Raw genomic sequence first — 19407 nt, 5'->3', positions numbered from 1 at the left:
ACTATATATAATTTCCAGGAAAGGGACAAATTTAAAAAGATCACTCAACGAATAATATCCATTGAGTGATCTTATGTTTGTAAAAGATATTTAAAGCGCCGAACAATCCTATTCATTAAAACCCTTTACTGCTCCCATGAAAAGAATTGAACCGGTTGAATTTTCCTGTATTATATAGATAAATGGCCTGTTGGCGTTAAATGTAACCGTTTTGGGCGGTTGATACGAAGTTAATTCAACCCCGACCACTGTAACAGCGGCAGCCTCTGTCCCCACCTCATCTGTATTGATATATGTAAACTGATCTACAAAAGAGATAAAGGCACTTATATCAGACATACGGGAGAAATTTGCCTGGCCGGGCTTGAAAGCTATCTCCATACCCATATTTTTAAGTACATCATTTAAACGTTTACTGTATTCCGTTTTGAACCTGGGCATAAAAATATCGACTTGCGTATTGCTCAATCCAGATTTCAGGCTGCTCCACGCATCATTATTTTGTAGAATGGCAGTGATATCGGTGATCTTTTTCCCCTCATTGGGCAACAATAACAACATGCTGAATGCCTGATTTCCGTACGGAAGCTGTACCATTTGAAATGTTTGATTGCCGGTATAGTTGAAATCCGACTTCTGATGCATCATTTCCACACTCTTCACAGTGCCGTTTTCGCAGGTAAACGGTTTTTTAGATGTATTCTTGGGATCGAATTTCGAAGTCCAAATTCCTTTAAAATATATGGCATTCAATAAATACATCAGATCCATCGGGTTGGTCTTATCCAACACATGATCAATAAGGTTATTTGTATTGTCTGCAGCCCACCGGTTGATTCGATTAACAGTATTGACATCGGTAAAGTCGGCAGACTCAACTGTTGAGCTGAAATAATCTTTATTAGCACTGATAAATTCAGGCTTTATGGGCACGTTCCGGTTAGTCCAGATAGAGTTAGCGATAGCCAGTTTTGTAGAGGGATCGGTCTTAAGCAAAGCGTCCCTCAGCTTCTTGTAATATTGGTTTATTTCTTCATCGTTTTTAAATTGCGATAACTTCAATGTTTTCTGAATGGCATCTTTGGTTTCACCATCAGCTCCGTTCCATGTCATAGCCAGCGCCATGCTAAGGCTCAGTGGAGACACCATGAAGTTTTTATCTTTATCAGCAGACTCTTCAACAAACACTTTTTCAAAAAACTCAAATGCGAATGAGTGATCTGACTTTAACATTTCCTGTTCAGTCAAGCGCAGATTAATTTTAATGGGCTTGGGCAAATTATCACCATCTAAAACAGTACTGTTTTTATCGCATGATGTGCAGGCAAGCAAACTTACAGCAGTCACAAACGCAAGTTGGAGGGGGTAGGTTTTAAATCGCATAGAATTATAATTTTTTAAAGTAACTGTTCTTTTACATATATATATGATGCTTTTAAGCAGTAAAAGTTGCATGTTTATCATTAAAAAAAGTTATAATATACTTTACTTCCTGATATATCTGCATAAACAATTTGTTTTCCATATCATTTTAACCATTGCAACATTAAATGACAAAATTAATCACTATTTTTGTGTGCTGATTTGTCAGTTTTAATGTATCACCTTTAATTAGTGTTTGTTGGAATGAGAAAATGGCGAATTGAAGATTCGGAAGAGTTGTATAATATCAACGGATGGGGAAATGGTTATTTCTCCATAAACGAAAAGGGGCATGTTCAGGTTACACCACGTAAAAAAGAGGGCAGTAGCGTTGATCTGAGCGATCTGATGCGTGAACTTTATCTTCGAGATGTTTCCTCTCCTGTACTGATACGTTTTCCCGAGATACTTGATAACAGAATCGAAAAAATATCCAACAGTTTCGCCATTGCCTCAAAAGAGTATGAATACGAAGCCCAGCACTATATTATCTACCCCATCAAGGTAAACCAGATGCGCCAGGTAGTTGAAGAGATCGTATCAAGCGGAAAGCGATTCCACATAGGACTGGAAGCAGGCTCAAAACCGGAACTCCATGCAGTGCTTGCCATCAACACGGAAAGCAACTCCTTTATTATCTGTAACGGCTATAAAGATGAAAGTTATATAGAACTGGCTCTACTTGCACAAAAGATGGGTAAAAAAGTGTTTATAGTGGTGGAAAAGCTGAATGAGCTGGGCCTGACCATCAAGATAGCTAAGCGGCTGAAAGTAAAGCCAAACATAGGCATACGTGTGAAGCTGGCCAGTTCCGGAAGCGGCAAGTGGGAGGAGTCGGGCGGTGACGGCAGCAAGTTCGGGCTCAATTCCAGTGAACTGCTGGAAGCTTTGGAAGTACTCAGAGATAATAACCTGAGCGAATGTTTCAGGCTGATTCACTTTCATATCGGTAGTCAGATCACAAAGATACGCCGCATCAAGACAGCCCTTCGCGAAGCAGCCCAGTTCTACGTGCAACTGCATTCTATGGGTTTTAAAATTGAGTTCGTAGATATCGGCGGTGGCCTGGGGGTTGATTATGACGGAACCCGCTCCTCTTTTACCGAAAACAGCATCAACTATTCAATACAGGAGTATGTAAACGACTCAATCTTCACTTTCGTGGATGCTGCCAACAAGAATGGAATACCCCACCCAAATATTATTACCGAATCGGGGCGAGCGCTCACGGCACACCATTCGGTGCTGATTTTTGAAGTACTGGAAACCGCTACACTTCCCGAATGGTCGGAGGAGATGGATATTGAGGATAACGATCACGAGCTGGTAAAAGAGCTCTATAACATATGGGATTCACTTACACAGGCACGCATGCTGGAAGCCTGGCATGATGCTCAGCAAATACGTGAAGAATCCCTCGACCTTTTCAGCCTGGGTATGCTCGATTTGAAGACCAGGGCACAAGTTGAACAGCTATACTTTTCAATTGCTCGAGAGATCAACATTACCAGCAATCGTTCTAAACATGCACCCGAAGAATTGCGCCAGTTATCGAGTCTGCTACCAGACAAATATTTCTGCAACTTCTCTCTGTTTCAGTCGCTTCCCGACTCATGGGCTATTGACCAGGTATTTCCCATAATTCCTATTCATCGATTAGACGAAAGACCCGACAAAACAGCCACTCTACAGGATATCACATGTGATTCGGATGGAAAAATTGCCAATTTTGCCTCTCAGGATGGCTTCCGTTCATCATATCTCCCCGTTCACTCTCTAAAAAAGAACGAATCTTATTATATCGGCGTATTTCTAGTAGGAGCTTATCAGGAGATATTGGGCGATCTGCACAACCTGTTCGGCGACACCAATGTAGTGCACGTATCCACCAGTGAAACAGGCTACAAAATAGACCAGGTGATTGATGGTGAGTCGGTAGCCGAAGTGCTGGAGTATGCTCAATACAACCCGAAAAAACTTGTGCGGACTGTAGAAACATGGGTGATGAGTTCTGTGAAACAGGGAAAAATCTCAGTGGAGGAAGGGAAGGAGTTCCTCTCAAACTACCGCTCAGGATTGTACGGGTATACTTATTTGGAATAATCTGTTCAAGGTAAGCAGATATGTCTGTTTACGAAACAGGTGTAATATTTATCAGCAATCTTCCAAAGCACAATCCTCGTCATACGATTCAAGTTCTATTGTAGAATGCTGTATTCCCATAGACATTAATCTTTTACGGATAAGTAGTTTCAGACGTTGGTGCTCTTCCATAGTTAGGGCATCTTTAAGTACAACATGGATAGTCATGACGTTGTATTCACCATCTACCGACCAGGCATGTATATCATGCACGCTCTGAACCTCATTGATATCCATGATCGACTGCTTCACCTCTTCCATATCCAATTCAAGGGGACTTCCCTGCAGAATGATATGCAGACTCCGACGAATATTACTGTACACATTATAAAGGATGAAAAGAGATATGGCAACGGAAAGCAGAGGATCGATAAAGGGAGCATCGATGAAATACATTATACCCGCTCCTATAAGTACAGCCATCCATCCCAGCACATCTTCAAGCATATGCAGAGATACTACCCGTTCATTAATAGAACTTCCCTTTCTCAGGCGAATGACCGCCAGTCCGTTGATAATCACGCCCAACACTGCGAGCAGCAACATACCCTTCACATCGGGTTGCTGAGGGTTGAACAGACGGGGAATGGCGTGAGCAAGGATTACCACGCTTCCCACTATCAGTACTAACGAATTTATTACTGCACCCAACAACGAAAATCGTTTGAAGCCATATGTATACTCCTTTGTACGCGGTTTTTTCGCAACTTTCTGAAAATACCATGATAAGCCGAGCGAAAAGCTGTCGCCCAGGTCGTGAACGGCATCCGAAAGTATCGCTACGCTGTTGGTCAGCAGCCCTCCGGCAAGCTCGATAAACGTAAAAGTGAGATTCAGGAAAAATGCCGCTTTGATGTTCTTCACATCTTCGTGCCGAGGTTTTTGTTCGTGTGAATGCATTTCAATCATCAAGTTCAGATTATAACGTTATGAGAAAAAGATTGTTCATATAGTTTTCTCAAAAGAAATGTGTACTTTTGCTCTTTATTATATGAAAAATTGTTATGAGACGATCAATCAGGTCTTTTATATTTATATTACTGCTTCTTTCTCTGACTTTTTGTGATAGGGGTTCAAAAAACAATGTTTATAAAGAGATCGAAACAGATAAAGAGGCTATAATGCCAGCCGCCACGCTTCCGGTAACTTCAGAAGCAGGAGATAGGGATACTCAAATTCAGGAGCGAAAACTTACCAAAACGGGTACAATTCGTTTTCGCACTTCGGACATGAACAAAACAGAAAACGATATAAACAGAACTGTTACTGATTTAAAAGGTTACATATCAAATGAAACCACGTCAGGATATGAAAATAGGACAGAGAATACACTCACGATTCGCGTTCCATCAGAAAATTTTGATAATCTGTTGCAAAAAATCGAATCCTTCTCATTAAAAATTGACTATAAAAGTTTTGATGTACATGACGTTACCCAGGAATATTATGACCTGGTCACACGTATTAATACAAAAAAAGAGATTGAAGCACGTTATCAGGAACTGTTGAAACGCGCCAATACAGTGGAAGATATCCTGAAGATTGAAGAGCAAATAGGAAAAATTCAAACTGAGATTGAATCTGCAGAAGGCAGTATGCGTTATCTTTCCAAACAGGTTGATTACAGCACACTAACGGTTACTTATTACGTCATAAACAGACAATTCAGTTTTTTTGATAAAATAAGCAACGCATTCAAAAACGGATGGAGCAACCTGCTCTGGGTGCTGATAGGCATCACTAATCTATGGGCTATTATCTTATTATCTTTTATTCTTTGGTTATCAGCCGTTTATATAAAAAAAGAGAAGAGGAAGAAGAAAAAGGAATAATATATAAAATCTTAATTGAACTTATCATGAAATCAAAAAATTTAATTGCAGTCTACGCAATGGCATTATTATCTCTATCGTGCAATCCTAAAAAAGAAGAAGTGAAGATTTTAAAGCAATCCGATTTTCCTGCCCCCCCGGTGGCAGAAATAAATTCCGTTACGTTTACAAATTTCGGAAAACAACGCATCGACAACTACTATTGGCTGAAGGACAAAAAAAATCCTAAGGTGATAGATTATCTGAAAGCCGAGAATGCATATACAGATAGCTTAATGGCTTCTACGGAAACTCTCAGGCAAACCATCTACAATGAAATTGTAGGGCGCATAAAAGAGGACGATGAAACATATCCCTCTTTTAGCGATGGCTATTACTACTACAGCCGTACGGAAAAAGGGAAACAGTACCGTACCTATTGTCGCCGCAAAGGTACAATGGAGGCACCGGAAGAGATTATCTTTGATGTGAACAGGATGGCTGAAGGTAAACCGGCATTTATTTTTGCAGGGTATTCCATCAGCCCCGACAACAGCAAAGCAGCCTATTTTTTCAATGAAACAGGTTCGTATGCCGAGTTCATGATGAAAGTGAAAGATCTCGCCTCTGGCGAAGAGGTGGGTTTCAGTGTCAGTGGAGCTACCTCTGCAGCATGGGCAAACGACAACGAAACGCTATTTTACAGCACTATAGACAACACATTACGTTCCTGTTATATATATCGGCGTATGCTCGACTCTCCCGAAGGTACGCTTGTCTATGAAGAGACGGACAACAAATTCAGTACATACGTTTCAGGCAGTAAAACCAAAGAGTATATTTTTATAGGCTGTACCAGCTCAACTACATCTGAAGAACGATACATTAGGGCCGATCGTCCGATGGATGAATTCAAAATTTTCTTTCCCCGTGTAAAAGATGTAGAATACAGCATTTATCCTCATAAAGAGAAATTTTTTATGCGCTATAAGGATAAAGAAAACCTGAACGGGATGATTTTTGAACTTCCGCTCAATGGATACGAGGAGCGGTCGGCCTGGAAAGTTTTTGTGCCACATAACAAAAATGTTCGCATAGAAGGGATTGATATCCTGAAAGACTATGTGTCGATGGAATTGCGCAAAAACGGACTTACTGAGATACAGGTCAAACCTGTTTCGGGCAATAATGTAAAGACCATTGCTTTTCCTGAGCCAGTCTATTCTGCATGGCTAAGTGGAAATCCGGAGTATGATGCCATTACCTTCCGCTATTCCTACACATCTCTCAACCGGCCCACCACGCTTTATGAGTACAATATTGAAACGGGAAAAACAGAGAAACTGAAGGAACAGGAGATACCGTCAGGGTTCAATCCAGATGATTATTCAGTAGAACGCCTCTGGGCGACCGCTCCGGATGGAGTAAAGGTCCCGATGGCAGTTGTTTATAAAAAGGGATTGAAGAAAGATGGTAGCAGCCCTGCACTTATCTACTCATACGGAAGTTACGGCAGCAGCTCTGATGTTTATTTCAGTGCAAGCATGTATAGCCTGATAGATAGAGGATTCGTGTACGCTATCGCCCAGATCCGGGGTGGCAGTGATCTTGGAGAACAGTGGTACGAGGATGGGAAGTTGCTCAGGAAAAAGAACACTTTCAACGATTTCATTGCCTGCAGTGAGAAACTGGTGCAAGAGGGTTATACCTCCCCCTGCAAGCTGGCTGCCATGGGAGGAAGTGCGGGCGGACTGCTGATGGGTGCAGTTGCGAATATGCGCCCGGACCTATATAATACCATCGTAGCACAGGTACCCTTTGTGGATGTTATAAACACAATGCTCGACGACACACTGCCGCTAACGACCGGCGAATACGAGGAGTGGGGTAACCCCAACGAGGAGGAGTATTATAACTATATCCTCTCCTACTCGCCATATGACAATATAAAGGCTCAAGATTATCCAAACATTCTAGTGACAGGTGGAATAAACGACTCACAGGTGTTATTCCACGAACCCGCCAAGTACGTGGCAAAACTCCGGTCGCTAAAAACCGACAATAATATCCTGCTGCTTCGTATTAATATGGACTCGGGACACGGAGGGGCCACCGGACGTTACGAAGGAATAAAAGACACCGCTTTCGAGTTCGCCTTCATCCTGAACCGCGCAGGAATAGCGAAGCAGATCTGAACTTACAGGACAACTTATTCGTTATAACCTGGGAACCGGTTAGTTTCCGGAAACGAATAATGACTTACCCTTCAACCATAGAAGGAGGGAAGAATAATCCTGAATAAACAATGATCGGAATTAAGCGTATATATGAACAATTGGGCGACGACGGCTACCGTATATTGATAGACAGACTCTGGCCACGCGGTTTATCGAAAGAAAAAGTACATGTAGATCTCTGGATGAAAGAGATAGCTCCGTCAACAGAGTTACGGAAATGGTTTCATCACGATCCCGCCAAATGGAACGAGTTTGACAGGTTATACAGGAAAGAGCTGACCGAAAAGGGAGAGCTTCTGCAACAGATAAAAGATCTGGAAAAGGAGCATGGAAAAGTCACATTGCTCTATGCTGCAAAGGACGGGGATCATTCTCAGGCAGCGGTTCTGATTGAGGTATTATCCGGCAGAGAGGTTTTATCATCCTGAAAAGAGACTCGATGTCAAGCGAAGAAAAGAAATAGAAAATCAACCACCATTAAAAAGATGTTCCAGCAATATTTTCAATCCTATTACTGTAAGGATAACTCCACCTAAAATCTCGAAATTGAATCTGAATTTATTTCCAAGACGAACACCAAGAAAGATACCTGTGAAGGAAAAAAGAATTGTTACCAATGCAATAGCAACTACTGCTGAGAGTATTGTTCCGGGATAAGTGGCAAAGATTAACCCTGTTGCCATGGCATCAATACTTGTAGCAACAGCCAGTATACATACTCTCTTCCAATCGATGGACAGATTTGCTCTGCAATCACAGCCTATACAGTCTGGTTCATCTTCAGGCAATAAACCTTCGTATATCATTTTAAATCCCAAAAGAACTAAAATACCGAATGCGACCCAATGATCAAGCTGCTTTATCCAGGCCGACAGCCCAATACCCAGCAGATATCCCGCCAGAGGCATCAAACCCTGGAACAGACCAAATACGATGGCAATCTTGAGTGATCTCCAGACGTAAAAACGTTTACGACACATGCCCTTGCCAATGCAGACAGCAAAAGAGTCCATCGCCAGTCCTACGGCAATAATGATTATTGAAAGTAAATCCACTTATATCTTAAAAGAGGTGCAAAGTTACCATTTTAGCCGGAATTATTCGCGATATTTTCTGAAAACCACGCCTGAGCGTTGAACTTCTGAGTAGATCTTAACCGGAAATGGTGTTCTTATGAACCGAATTTAATCGAAAAAATTGGACTTATAAGTTGAACTTAACCTCTGGTTATTGCATCTCTTTATCTAACCTATCCGTAAACTAACATTGCTGTTACGGTTTAAGATTCTACACGTGAGTCTCCTCCGATAAGTCTTTTTTCTTGAAAATTTCAAAAGATGATCATTGATTTTCAACTTATTGAAAATCAATAAAATTGGGTTTCGAGGTTTTCGGAGAGGACTCACACGTTAAAATAATAAATAGATGTACAAACATGTTGTTTAAGAATAAATTGCTACCTTTGGGGCCGAAATAATTTCTTTTTTTATAGCAATATGGATATAACACAAAAAAATAGCGTGTTATCATCCCTTGCCTTTCTGTTACAACAAAACAGGAAGGAGATCATGGATGCCAATAACACCGATATGCTGGCTTTTCCCGATATGGACGATTCAATGAAAGATCGCCTGAAGGTAGATGAGAAAAAAATTGAAGGGATGATACGCTCACTCGAGGAGGTGGCTTTACAACCCGACCCCGAAGGAAAAATATTGTATGAGATTGCACGTGAAGACGGGTTAAGGATTGTAAACAGAACAGTCCCGTTTGGGACAATTCTTATTATTTACGAGTCGCGTCCCGATGTTACCATTGAAGCGGCGGCTACCGCTTTCAAAGCTGGTAACCGCATTCTGCTTAAAGGAGGCAAAGAGGCTTCTAATACTAACATTTTGCTTACAGAGCTTTGGCAACGGGCGCTGTCGGAAAATGGAGCCGACAAAAGTTATGTGAAATACCTGAGCCTGTCCCGCGAAGAGACCCAGATGCTTATCAAGGAAAACAGTCATAAGGCGGATCTGATAATTCCGCGTGGTGGAGAAGGGCTAATCAGGTTTGTGCAGGAGAACTCTTCCGTTCCGGTGATTGTAAGCGGCAGGGGGAACAATTTTCTGTATGTGGATGATGATTCAGATTTCAAAATGGCCATTCAGCTGATATTGAATGGTAAAAAGCGTATAAGCGTATGCAACGCTATCGATAAGGTGCTCATAAACAAAAGACTGCATCAGCTGGAGAAAAAGCTTAATGACCTTGTAACGCAACTATTGGAGAATAGTATCGAGGTATGGGGAAACAGGGAGATAGCATCCCTTTGCCATTTCATCAAGGAGGAGAACGATGCACATACACTTTGTGAGGAGTACCTGGCTCCGAAACTCTACCTTTCTCTCGTAGATACTGAATCTGAAGCCATTGAAATGATCAACCGCTACTCCGGAGGGCATACTGCGGTAATCGTCACCAATAATTCAGGGAAAGCAGGAGATTTCATGCAAAAGGTGGACTGTGCAGCAGTGTATCATAACGCCTCTTCACGTTTTACCGACGGTGGACAGTTTGGCGTAGGTGCTGAAATAGCTATCAGCACGCAAAAACTTCACTTCCGCGGTCCCCTGGGGACACAGGAGCTTGTGACAAACAAATGGTTCGTCTTTGGAAACGGACATATCAGGGAATAATATGAAAAAGAAACTGATCATAAAAATTGGCACTTCCACGCTGACGGCAGGAACAAACAGAATATCATTTGCCGTAATCGAGAGTCTGGCACGTCAGATCGTGGAGTTGAAGAACGAATATGATGTGGTAATCGTATCATCAGGAGCTATAGCTACCGCTAGGCAATTTGTTGAGATCAACGGATTTAACAAACGGGTAGATTCAAAACAGGCTATGGCTGCTATCGGTCAGACCAAGTTGATTGAGCTTTACGACACTATCTTCCGTACTTTTGGATTGAATATCGCTCAGATACTTCTTACCTACCGCGACTTTGAGAACCCGGTTGCTAACGAAAATACCCGGAACACCATCAAAAGGCTGTGGCATGCCGATTATATACCGATAGTGAATGAGAACGACACTGTTTCCATCGAGGAGATCGTACTGGGAGATAACGATAAGCTGTCGGCACTTGTTGCTGTGATTACGGAAGCGGATCTGCTGATCATTGTATCGGATATTGATGGAATATTCAACAAAAACCCTCACCTTCACCCTGATGCACAGCTTATTACAGATGTGGCTGATTTAAACTCTATCGAAGGATGCATAGAAGAAAAGGAATCTACTCTGGGCACAGGAGGTATGTCATCTAAAGTGCATGCTGCTGAAATATGTATGAAGAGCGGAGTAGAGATGTGGATAGTTAACGGACAGCGTGCTAATTATATAATTAAGGCTCTGAAAAAACAGATTCCTTTCACAAAATTTAAGTAAAGTAAATACTCACAGAGTTACATAGAAGATCTAAAAATAGAAATATTCACGTAGTATTAAAGATTAAGAGTCAAAAACAGAAGGCAATGAAACATGGATTTATAGGATTCGGCAATCTGGCAAGAGCGGTTTATCATGGATTGAAAGATGAGAAAGAGATGGAGTTCGCCTATTTTAACAGAAACCGAAAAGAGGTTGATATATTATTTTGTGATAAAATGGAAGACCTGGTCACCTTTTCCGATGTCATATGGCTGGCGGTAAAGCCACAGGACCTTGCCGGTATATTAGATCAGTTGAAAAAGTTCGATATAAAAGGGAAGGCTATCGTTTCACCTGTAGCAGGAAAGAGTATTTCATATATTGAAAAGTATTTGGGAAAGGAGCATCTTATAGTGCGTATTATGCCCAATCTGGCTATGGCTTATCGCAAATCGGTGACAGCTTTTGCCACCAACCGTCCGGGCAACAAAAAGGCTATGTATGTTTGCCGTATTATGGGTAAGCTGGGAAAAGTAGTACAGCTTGAGGAGAGCGGGTTCGACCTTTTTACCTCTGTGTTCGGAAGTGGCCCGGCATTTATACTGGCGTTTATTCAGATCTTCAAGAATAAGATGCAGGAATTTAATCTGCCCGGGCCTCTCCTTGACGAACTTTTGCTTGAACTTACACAGGGGACCACAATATATTTTGCCCAAAACCAGAAGCAATACAGCATTGAAGAGCTGATAAGAAATATTACAAGCAAGGGAGGCACCACGCAGGCAGGATTGGATTATTTCCGCTTACACGAGTTGGGAAAGCATTTCGAGGGTGTACTCGATGCCGCCAGAAACAGGTCGGCTGAAATGAGCAGTAACGGGAATTAGTTTTTTTCTGCTTTGGCTTTATATGCAATAGCATAATAACGGATCTGTTTAATTACTGAGAGCAGCCCGTTGGAGCGTGTTGGTGAAAGATGTTCGGTAAGTCCTATCTCTTTCATAAAACGCAAATCCACACTGATAATCTCATCCGGAGTGCGCCCATTAAACACACGCAGTACAAGCGCCAGAAGGCCTTTAACAATAATAGCATCGCTCTCGGCCTGAAAATAGAGCTTGCCGTCACAATAATCTGTCTGCAACCAGACCCTGCTCTGACATCCCTGGATGATATTCTCGGGAATCTTGTATTTCTCATCTAGAGGCTGCAGGGCATTACCCTGTTCTATGATGATCGCGTATTTATCCATCCAGTCATCGTAAATGCTGAATTCTTCAATAATCTCTTGTTGTACTTCGTTTATCGTCTGCATTTTCACTATTTTGTCTTATCATTACCTACTTTTTCCGGTAGCTGAATCAACGGATTTTTTCCGAGTAGACTACCTCCATTACTGTAATACCTACTACTTCCAACGTATTCCGGTCGATATTTCGCATATCATCGCTGAGTGTATGCCAATAAGGAACAAATCCGGTAGGGGAATCCTTTTTCAGATTTATGATGTTTATGCTTGGAGCAAGTTTCATTTGGTTCACCATCAGATGATCATCGGTAATATATCCTCCACTGCCGGAAGAGAAATAACTACCAAAGCCCATTTTGGAAGCTATGCCCCACACTTTTTCCACAACATACGGAGCATATTTCATTGAATACCCCTCTTTCAAAAATGTAGCATTTGCACCACCCACCATATCCAGCAGAATTCCGAAAGAAGCTTTATAACCTTCAACATGCGGCTGTTCAGACCAATATTGGGAACCAAGACACCACCAGTCACCCTCTACCCATTCGCTTTCGAAAGAGGGTTGCCCCCAATCTTCCAGATCGAAGAATATAATATCAATACCCACTTCAGGCGGTTGTTGATGCAGCTGGCGGGCAATCTCAAGCAGTACACCTACACCGCTTGCGCCATCGTCGGCACCCTGAACAGGCTGACGTTGCCTGCCGACATCTGTCTCCTCATCGGCAAAGGGGCGCGAGTCCCAATGGGCAAAAAGCAATACTCTCTTCTCTTTTTCTGGTTGATAGCTCCCAATGATATTGCGTACGGTCAAATTTTTGCCATCGTAGTGAGTAATATTGGCGCGCTGTTCTACTACCCGGGCACCAAATTCAGTCAGTTTTGCAACGAGATAATCGCCACAGGCATTGTGAGCTTCCGTACCGGGAACCCTGGGACCAAAACGCACCTGCTTCTCCACAAACAGATAGGCACTGTCGGCGTTAAATCCAGGTGATAGCCGCCGGTATGGCTCCATAACAACAGTATTCTTGCTTGACTGGCATGAGTTACACGAAATGGTAAACAGCAACCCGGTTATCAATAAAACCGGTATATATATTTTAGTTTTCACTTTCCTCTATTTTTTATTTCTGCAAAGTTATGACTTTCTAATCCGAAAATCTTTATAAATCAAACTTTATTATTACTAGTCTCCAATCAGCTGGCTCTGTTTCGTTCTTTTTCCTCCGGATTTTTTTCAGCCAATATTTTCTCTACTGATTCAATTACTTTCCCGTCAGTAAATCTTTAATTTGTAACGCTTCAACCTGTTCTGGCTACTCTTATTCTCACAATAAATGTCACTTGCATACAGCAAGAAGGTGAAAAATCAAAGGTATACCCTACTTATTCTTCTGATATGAGAAATCTGAAATTCCTATGTTGGAATATGTTTCTTTTAGTGCATCTTCGTCATCAGAAATAACCAATAGTTTATCTCCTGCATGCAGTTCGGTTTGACCGGTCGGCACAAAATACTGCTCTTCTCGTTTAATCATAACCACCAGAGTTTTGTCGGGCAGCGGCATCTCTATCAGATTTTTACCATATGTCAATGTCTCTTCGGTAATTAAAATCTCTGTCATAGCAGATTTTATCTCTTCTGCAAACTCCACATCGAAATCTTCGAAAGCTTTATATTTTGGAGGATTTTCAGCCAGCCCCAGACACCTTGCAACAATAGGCAGGGAAGTCCCCTGTACAAGCAGGGAGACAATAGTTATTACGAATACAATATTGAAAATCCATCTTGCATCCTGCACTCCGGCTGCAAGAGGCAGAATAGCAAAAATAATTGGTACGGCACCTCTCAACCCGACCCAGGATACGTATAGTTTATCTTTGAGGCCTATCTCGCGGAAAGGAGTCAGCGAAAGAAAGACGGCTACCGGACGGCCGATAAATAACAAAAAAAATGATATAATCAATGCCGGTACCAGAACTTGCACCAGCTCGCCCGGGTTAACAAGCAATCCCAGTGTTAGAAAGAGCAGTATCTGGCTCATCCAGGCGAAACCATCCATAAACTTCATAGAAGTACGCTTATGAGAGAATTTTGAGTTCCCGATCACCAATCCGGCAATATATACAGCAAGATATCCGTTACCTTTCAGATAGTAGGTTAACGCAAAGATAAACACACCGAAAGTTAACAGTAAAATTGGATAAAGTGAGGCGTTATCCATTCTGATGCGGTTGATAATGATTACCGCAGCTCTTCCAAGAAGATAACCCATTGCCGTACCTACCACCAGCTGAACAAGTATGTTAAAGGCTACCATTCCGATATTGGGATCACCTCCCGACTGAATGATGCTCATAAACATAAGGGTAAGCATATACGCCATGGGGTCGTTACTACCACTCTCAAGCTCAAGCAAAGGCCTCAGATTATTCTTTAGTACCAATCCTTTGGAGCGAAGTATCCCGAAAACAGAAGCTGAATCGGTAGAAGAGAAGGTAGAGGCTAGCAGCATAGCTGTCAGCAGGCTTATTCCCAAAGAAGGAAACATAAGTCCCGACAACCAGTAGGTGAAAAATCCTGTAAGTATAGCTGTAATTAGTACGCCTAACGTGGCAAGAACTGCACCCGGCCATATTACCGGCCTTATCTCAGTAAACCTGGTATCTAACCCTCCGGAAAAAAGGATGATAGTCAAACAGATTGTTCCTATAGTCTGTGCGGTTTGAACATTGTCGAAAATCAAACCGAACCCATCGGATCCGAAAACCATTCCCACAACTAGAAAAAGCAACAATACAGGAACACCAAAACGATGTCCGGCCTTTCCGACCAGCATGCTTATAAAAAACAAGACAGATCCTACAAGTAACATCAACTCTGTACTGATCGTCATTATGAATAATTTTGTTTATTGAATGAATGTGATATAATCACCACCTATGTTCAACGAGGCATGTTCACCCATGATAAGAGGGTAGTTCTGTTTCACATGCCCCACCGGAAAATCAAAACATACCGGAAAATCGTATTCTCTCACTGCATTGAATATCGATTCTTGTAATGATGAGTACATCCGGGCATCCTCTTCGTAGCCAGTGAACTGTCCAACGATCAACCCTCCGGTTTTCTCAAAGACACCTGAAAGCTTTAACTGATATATCATCCTGTCAACCCGGTATGGAGCTTCACCGATATCCTCTATAAACAAGATGCCTTTGTTGGGGATTTTTACAAACTTAGTACCCATAAGAGCACAAAAGACTGACAGGTTGCCTCCGAAGAGCCTGCCTTCAGCAGTTCCCCTGCGATTCAGAATATCATACTGCCTCACAGGCATCCGATACTCAACAGATTCACCAAACAGGAGACTTCGCATATATCTGACAGCTTCATCTTCTGCTCCTTCGTCAGACAAATGCTTAGCCATAGGCCCATGTACTGACGCAATGCCATTCACCTGCAAAGCGGCGTGAAGAGCAGTGATATCACTAAAACCCACCACCCACTTCGGAAATCTCTTTATACCGGAATAATTAAGCTTATTGAGCATATGAACAACGCCATAACCTCCTCTTGAGCAAAAAACAAGCCTTACTGACGGATCGTCGAATGCTCTTTGCAAATCAGACATCCTTTCCTCTACAGAGCCGCTGAAACGCCCGTTTTCGCAAAGAGCGTTTTCACCTGTCTCAGGCACCAGCCCCCAGGATTCCAATATGGCAACTGCATCCCGTACAACATTTTCGTCAATGTTTCCCGCGGGAGACAAAATGATGGCTCTATCGCCGGATTGCAGTGATGGAGGACGTTTCATCCGTAAAAATCAGATCATTTATGCATCTATATTTGCGTAGGTGGCATTATCTTCAATAAACTCCCTTCGCGGAGCCACCTCCTCGCCCATAAGCATGGAGAATATAATGTCGGCATCGGCAGCATTCTCAATTGTAACCTGTTTCAGGGTACGGTGCTCAGGATTCATTGTTGTTTCCCAGAGTTGTTCTGCATTCATCTCTCCAAGGCCCTTGTAACGCTGTGTATGGATAGCGTTTTCGTTCCCTTCGCCATACTTGTCAATAAAAACCTGTCTCTGGCGATCGTTATAACAGTACTCCTCAATTTTGCCTTTTTTGCAAAGATAGAGTGGCGGAGTTGCTATATATACGTAGCCATTCTCGATGAGAGGCCGCATATAGCGGAAGAAAAATGTAAGAATAAGAGTGTCGATGTGGCTTCCGTCGACATCGGCATCGGTCATCAAAATAATCTTATGATATCTAAGTTTCTCAATATTGAGCTCCTTGGAGTCTTCTTCTGTTCCTATTGATACACCAAGAGCGGTATAAATATTCTTTATCTCTTCGCTCTCCAGTACCTTGTGCGGCATTGCCTTTTCCACGTTGAGTATCTTACCGCGCAATGGCAGAATAGCCTGAAACATGCGGTTACGCCCCTGTTTTGCCGTACCGCCTGCAGAATCGCCCTCCACAAGGAATATCTCACTCTGAACTGGATCTTTGCTAGAGCAGTCGGCCAACTTTCCTGGTAGGCCTGCGCCTGATAGAGGCGATTTGCGCTGAACCATTTCACGGGCTTTACGGGCGGCATGACGTGCTGTAGCTGCCAGGATAACCTTCTCAACAATCACCTTTGCCTCTCTTGGATGCTCTTCCAGATAATTTCTAAGAGCCTCTCCTGTTGCCTGATCCACGGCACCAATCACCTCACTGTTTCCCAGTTTTGTTTTGGTTTGTCCTTCGAACTGTGGTTCGGCAACCTTCACTGAAAGCACCGCGGTAATTCCTTCACGGAAGTCGTCGCCGCTTACCTCCACCTTCACTTTTTCAAGCATTTTGGAGTCTTCAGCATACTTCTTCAGTGTACGCGAGAGGCCTCTCCGGAAACCGGTCAGATGTGTTCCTCCCTCTATAGTATTTATATTATTTACATAAGAGAATATATTCTCATTATAGGTGTCGTTATATGTTAACGCTATCTCAATGGGAATTTCGTTTTTCTCCGTAACTATATGAATAGGTTCACTGATAAGAGGGTCTTTATTTTTATCGATATATCTGACAAACTCCTCCAGGCCCGTTTCGGAATAAAAGCGTTCTGCCTTGAACGACCCGTCATCCCTCACTACCCTTTTATCGGTAAGTGTCAGCGTTATGCCTGCATTCAAATATGCAAGCTCCCGGAGGCGGGTAGCTAGAATGTCATAGCGGTATTCCAATATTGTAAAAATGGAATTATCGGGTTTAAAGGTAATCACCGTGCCGGTCTCTTTTGTTTCGCCAACAATCTTCACATCTGAATAGGGCTTTCCCTGTGAGTATTCCTGTACATATATTTTACCGTTTATGTGAATCTCAGCCTTCAGATATATAGAAAGCGCGTTCACACAGGAGACACCCACACCATGTAGCCCTCCGGAGACCTTATAGGTTCCCTTGTCGAACTTACCACCTGCATGCAGGACCGTAAGCACCACTTCAAGAGCCGATTTTTTCTCTTTTTCGTGATAGTCTACCGGGATTCCGCGTCCGTTGTCTCTTACGGTAACAGAATTATCTTCATTGATAATCACATCTATTTCGGAACAATATCCGGCAAGAGCTTCGTCGATGGAGTTATCCACTACTTCGTACACCAGGTGATGAAGCCCCTTCTCGCTCACATCGCCGATATACATGGCAGGACGTTTACGCACTGCCTCAAGGCCTTCGAGTACCTGTATATTTTGCGCAGAATAACTTCCGCTTGCCGATTTTTTTTCTTCTTCTGACATTTCTTGATTTTTTGTTGAACTATCTCTCTATTCGTCAATTATGATGAGTTATACGGATATTTTTAATGAGAACAAAAGTACGAAAAATTTGTCTCTTCACCAACCATTTTTGGCTTTTTTTGAACTGGATTATATCACCGATAAAAGGTGATTAACTTAACTGAAAGCCTCATCGTTATTGGGTACGATGGTTGCTCTATTTCAATTACAACATGCAATGAAACACCCTTGCCCGTAGCTAATGGCTGGTGCCCATACCCCCCAAGCATGCTTTAACAACGGATGTTATCCATTCAATGCATACAACCAAAAAAAGCGGACAAAAAGTCCGCTTTTTTTGATAATCGTATTATGTAGATAACGATTTTTAAAATTCGTAATCAATTGCCGCCCTTTCGGTTCTTACTTTTACTATAAACTCCCCAACTGCGATATGTTCAGGGTGGCGGGCATAAATTTTCAGATCGTCCAGTGTTTCAAATTCGCTGTCGAGTAAAATATCATAATTGACGCACGAAGCTTCAACATGATTTATAAACACTTCCATCTTTCGGATTACCGGAATAACATTTTTCAGGGCCTCCAGCTTCTCCTTAATAATGATAGCATTGGCTTCTTTCGAGTTCCCTTCAGCCTCATCCGCCAGCTTGAACAACACCAAGTGTTTTATCATATCAACTCAGGCTATTCACATGAGCAGCTAATTTTGATTTCAGATTGCCAGCTTTATTTTTGTGAATAACACTGTTTTTTGCCAATTTATCCAACATAGAGCAAACTTCGGGGTACATCTTAATCGCCTCCTCTTTGGAGGTTACTGCACGTAATTTACGAACCTTGTTCCTAGTCGTACGAGATGCATACCTGTTGGTCAACCGGCGCACTTTAGTCTGTCTGATCCTTTTTTCTGATGATTTGTGATTTGCCATTCTCTTGATGCGTATGTTTAAATCTTTTTTATTAGTAGCCCATAGGGGAATCGAACCCCTCTTTCAAGAATGAAAATCTTGCGTCCTAGCCGATAGACGAATGGGCCATTACCGGGCGTTAACCCTATTGTTAAAATTATTACTACCCAAATTGCGGGTGCAAATATAGAACGATTTTCCCAAAACACAAAACTTTTCTCTTAATTTTCCAGCGATTATTCTGTTTTTTCTTTATGTCATGTGGTACTTACAGATAATCATGACATTTAACAAGGCTTATTTTATTACGGTATCGATCCTGGCGCCTGGCCTGTTCCGTGATGATAGCGTACTATGCCACTTTGGGCATTATCAAGACAGAGCTCAAAAAAAAAAGAACAAAAATCATAT

The 19407-nt window shown here is 42.2% G+C and carries 17 protein-coding genes and 1 tRNA gene; 7 read left to right on the top strand and 11 right to left on the bottom strand.

Features of this window, described 5'->3' with window-relative positions:
* Positions 1–108: 108 nt before the first annotated feature.
* On the bottom strand, positions 109–1383 hold the full coding sequence (locus tag B3B27_RS02420) for a serpin family protein (RefSeq protein WP_286845711.1): 1275 nt from the start codon (positions 1381–1383) through the stop codon (positions 109–111).
* A 243-nt stretch (positions 1384–1626) separates the two neighbouring features.
* Between B3B27_RS02420 and speA the strand changes: the two genes are divergently transcribed.
* Positions 1627–3525 (top strand): biosynthetic arginine decarboxylase, encoded by a 1899-nt coding sequence (gene speA / locus B3B27_RS02415; RefSeq protein WP_238867230.1) that lies wholly within the window; start codon positions 1627–1629, stop codon positions 3523–3525.
* Between the two features lie 51 nt (positions 3526–3576).
* Here the strand turns inward: speA and B3B27_RS02410 are convergent, their stop codons facing one another.
* Positions 3577–4473, bottom strand: coding sequence for a cation diffusion facilitator family transporter (locus B3B27_RS02410; RefSeq protein ID WP_238867232.1), 897 nt, complete (start codon positions 4471–4473; stop codon positions 3577–3579).
* Positions 4474–4568: 95 nt separating this feature from the next.
* On the opposite strand from B3B27_RS02410, the gene B3B27_RS02405 reads away from it, so the two are divergent.
* The 3 genes from B3B27_RS02405 (at position 4569) to B3B27_RS02395 (ending at position 8040) form a co-directional block, all read left to right on the top strand.
* Entirely contained in the window at positions 4569–5396 is an 828-nt protein-coding gene (locus tag B3B27_RS02405; protein WP_238867234.1) for a DUF4349 domain-containing protein, read from the top strand.
* Positions 5397–5422: 26 nt separating this feature from the next.
* Positions 5423–7570, top strand: coding sequence for a S9 family peptidase (locus B3B27_RS02400; protein WP_238867235.1), 2148 nt, complete (start codon positions 5423–5425; stop codon positions 7568–7570).
* A 110-nt stretch (positions 7571–7680) separates the two neighbouring features.
* A complete protein-coding gene (locus tag B3B27_RS02395; RefSeq protein ID WP_238867237.1) occupies positions 7681–8040 on the top strand; it encodes a DUF488 domain-containing protein in 360 nt (119 codons plus the stop codon).
* 39 nt (positions 8041–8079) lie between these two features.
* On the opposite strand, the gene B3B27_RS02390 is transcribed toward B3B27_RS02395, so the two are convergent.
* Positions 8080–8667, bottom strand: a complete 588-nt coding sequence (locus B3B27_RS02390) for a manganese efflux pump MntP family protein (protein WP_286845712.1) — start codon at positions 8665–8667, stop codon at positions 8080–8082.
* Positions 8668–9108: 441 nt separating this feature from the next.
* Between B3B27_RS02390 and B3B27_RS02385 the strand changes: the two genes are divergently transcribed.
* From B3B27_RS02385 to B3B27_RS02375, 3 genes are all read left to right on the top strand, one after another.
* A complete protein-coding gene (locus B3B27_RS02385; RefSeq protein ID WP_238867241.1) occupies positions 9109–10296 on the top strand; it encodes a glutamate-5-semialdehyde dehydrogenase in 1188 nt (395 codons plus the stop codon).
* 1 nt (position 10297) lies between these two features.
* Entirely contained in the window at positions 10298–11056 is a 759-nt protein-coding gene (gene proB / locus B3B27_RS02380) for a glutamate 5-kinase (protein WP_238867243.1), read from the top strand.
* Positions 11057–11142: 86 nt separating this feature from the next.
* On the top strand, positions 11143–11925 hold the full coding sequence (locus tag B3B27_RS02375) for a pyrroline-5-carboxylate reductase family protein (RefSeq protein ID WP_238867246.1): 783 nt from the start codon (positions 11143–11145) through the stop codon (positions 11923–11925).
* Here the strand turns inward: B3B27_RS02375 and B3B27_RS02370 are convergent.
* From B3B27_RS02370 to B3B27_RS02335, 8 genes are all read right to left on the bottom strand, one after another.
* On the bottom strand, positions 11922–12353 hold the full coding sequence (locus B3B27_RS02370; RefSeq protein WP_238867248.1) for a SufE family protein: 432 nt from the start codon (positions 12351–12353) through the stop codon (positions 11922–11924). The genes B3B27_RS02375 and B3B27_RS02370 overlap by 4 nt on opposite strands.
* Positions 12354–12399: 46 nt before the next feature.
* Positions 12400–13404, bottom strand: a complete 1005-nt coding sequence (locus B3B27_RS02365; RefSeq protein WP_238867250.1) for a M28 family peptidase — start codon at positions 13402–13404, stop codon at positions 12400–12402.
* A gap of 271 nt (positions 13405–13675) precedes the next feature.
* Positions 13676–15190: a potassium/proton antiporter gene (locus B3B27_RS02360; protein WP_238867252.1), complete on the bottom strand. Its 1515-nt coding sequence runs from the start codon at positions 15188–15190 to the stop codon at positions 13676–13678.
* 15 nt (positions 15191–15205) lie between these two features.
* Positions 15206–16111, bottom strand: coding sequence for a S66 peptidase family protein (locus B3B27_RS02355; protein ID WP_238867254.1), 906 nt, complete (start codon positions 16109–16111; stop codon positions 15206–15208).
* A gap of 18 nt (positions 16112–16129) precedes the next feature.
* A complete protein-coding gene (gene gyrB / locus B3B27_RS02350; protein WP_238867256.1) occupies positions 16130–18088 on the bottom strand; it encodes a DNA topoisomerase (ATP-hydrolyzing) subunit B in 1959 nt (652 codons plus the stop codon).
* 367 nt (positions 18089–18455) lie between these two features.
* On the bottom strand, positions 18456–18761 hold the full coding sequence (locus tag B3B27_RS02345; RefSeq protein WP_238867257.1) for a Dabb family protein: 306 nt from the start codon (positions 18759–18761) through the stop codon (positions 18456–18458).
* Position 18762: 1 nt separating this feature from the next.
* Positions 18763–19017: a 30S ribosomal protein S20 gene (gene rpsT, locus B3B27_RS02340; protein WP_286832767.1), complete on the bottom strand. Its 255-nt coding sequence runs from the start codon at positions 19015–19017 to the stop codon at positions 18763–18765.
* Between the two features lie 35 nt (positions 19018–19052).
* Positions 19053–19124 (bottom strand) — tRNA-Glu (locus B3B27_RS02335).
* Between the last annotated feature and the right edge of the window lie 283 nt (positions 19125–19407).

Origin of the sequence: Proteiniphilum sp. UBA5463 (assembly GCF_002427225.1) — a bacterium.
Lineage (GTDB): Bacteria > Bacteroidota > Bacteroidia > Bacteroidales > Dysgonomonadaceae > Proteiniphilum > Proteiniphilum propionicum.
This window is presented reverse-complemented; position numbering and strand designations above follow the sequence as displayed.

What these genes read in the sequence shown, in the direction of transcription:
- B3B27_RS02420 (WP_286845711.1), bottom strand. Translation starts at nt 1,383, where the DNA reads ATGCGATTTAAAACCTACCCCCTCCAACTTGCGTTTGTGACTGCTGTA.
- speA (WP_238867230.1), top strand. Translation starts at nt 1,627, where the DNA reads ATGAGAAAATGGCGAATTGAAGATTCGGAAGAGTTGTATAATATCAAC.
- B3B27_RS02410 (WP_238867232.1), bottom strand. Translation starts at nt 4,473, where the DNA reads ATGATTGAAATGCATTCACACGAACAAAAACCTCGGCACGAAGATGTG.
- B3B27_RS02405 (WP_238867234.1), top strand. Translation starts at nt 4,569, where the DNA reads ATGAGACGATCAATCAGGTCTTTTATATTTATATTACTGCTTCTTTCT.
- B3B27_RS02400 (WP_238867235.1), top strand. Translation starts at nt 5,423, where the DNA reads ATGAAATCAAAAAATTTAATTGCAGTCTACGCAATGGCATTATTATCT.
- B3B27_RS02395 (WP_238867237.1), top strand. Translation starts at nt 7,681, where the DNA reads ATGATCGGAATTAAGCGTATATATGAACAATTGGGCGACGACGGCTAC.
- B3B27_RS02385 (WP_238867241.1), top strand. Translation starts at nt 9,109, where the DNA reads ATGGATATAACACAAAAAAATAGCGTGTTATCATCCCTTGCCTTTCTG.
- proB (WP_238867243.1), top strand. Translation starts at nt 10,298, where the DNA reads ATGAAAAAGAAACTGATCATAAAAATTGGCACTTCCACGCTGACGGCA.
- B3B27_RS02375 (WP_238867246.1), top strand. Translation starts at nt 11,143, where the DNA reads ATGAAACATGGATTTATAGGATTCGGCAATCTGGCAAGAGCGGTTTAT.
- B3B27_RS02370 (WP_238867248.1), bottom strand. Translation starts at nt 12,353, where the DNA reads ATGCAGACGATAAACGAAGTACAACAAGAGATTATTGAAGAATTCAGC.
- B3B27_RS02360 (WP_238867252.1), bottom strand. Translation starts at nt 15,190, where the DNA reads ATGACGATCAGTACAGAGTTGATGTTACTTGTAGGATCTGTCTTGTTT.
- B3B27_RS02355 (WP_238867254.1), bottom strand. Translation starts at nt 16,111, where the DNA reads ATGAAACGTCCTCCATCACTGCAATCCGGCGATAGAGCCATCATTTTG.
- gyrB (WP_238867256.1), bottom strand. Translation starts at nt 18,088, where the DNA reads ATGTCAGAAGAAGAAAAAAAATCGGCAAGCGGAAGTTATTCTGCGCAA.
- B3B27_RS02345 (WP_238867257.1), bottom strand. Translation starts at nt 18,761, where the DNA reads ATGATAAAACACTTGGTGTTGTTCAAGCTGGCGGATGAGGCTGAAGGG.
- rpsT (WP_286832767.1), bottom strand. Translation starts at nt 19,017, where the DNA reads ATGGCAAATCACAAATCATCAGAAAAAAGGATCAGACAGACTAAAGTG.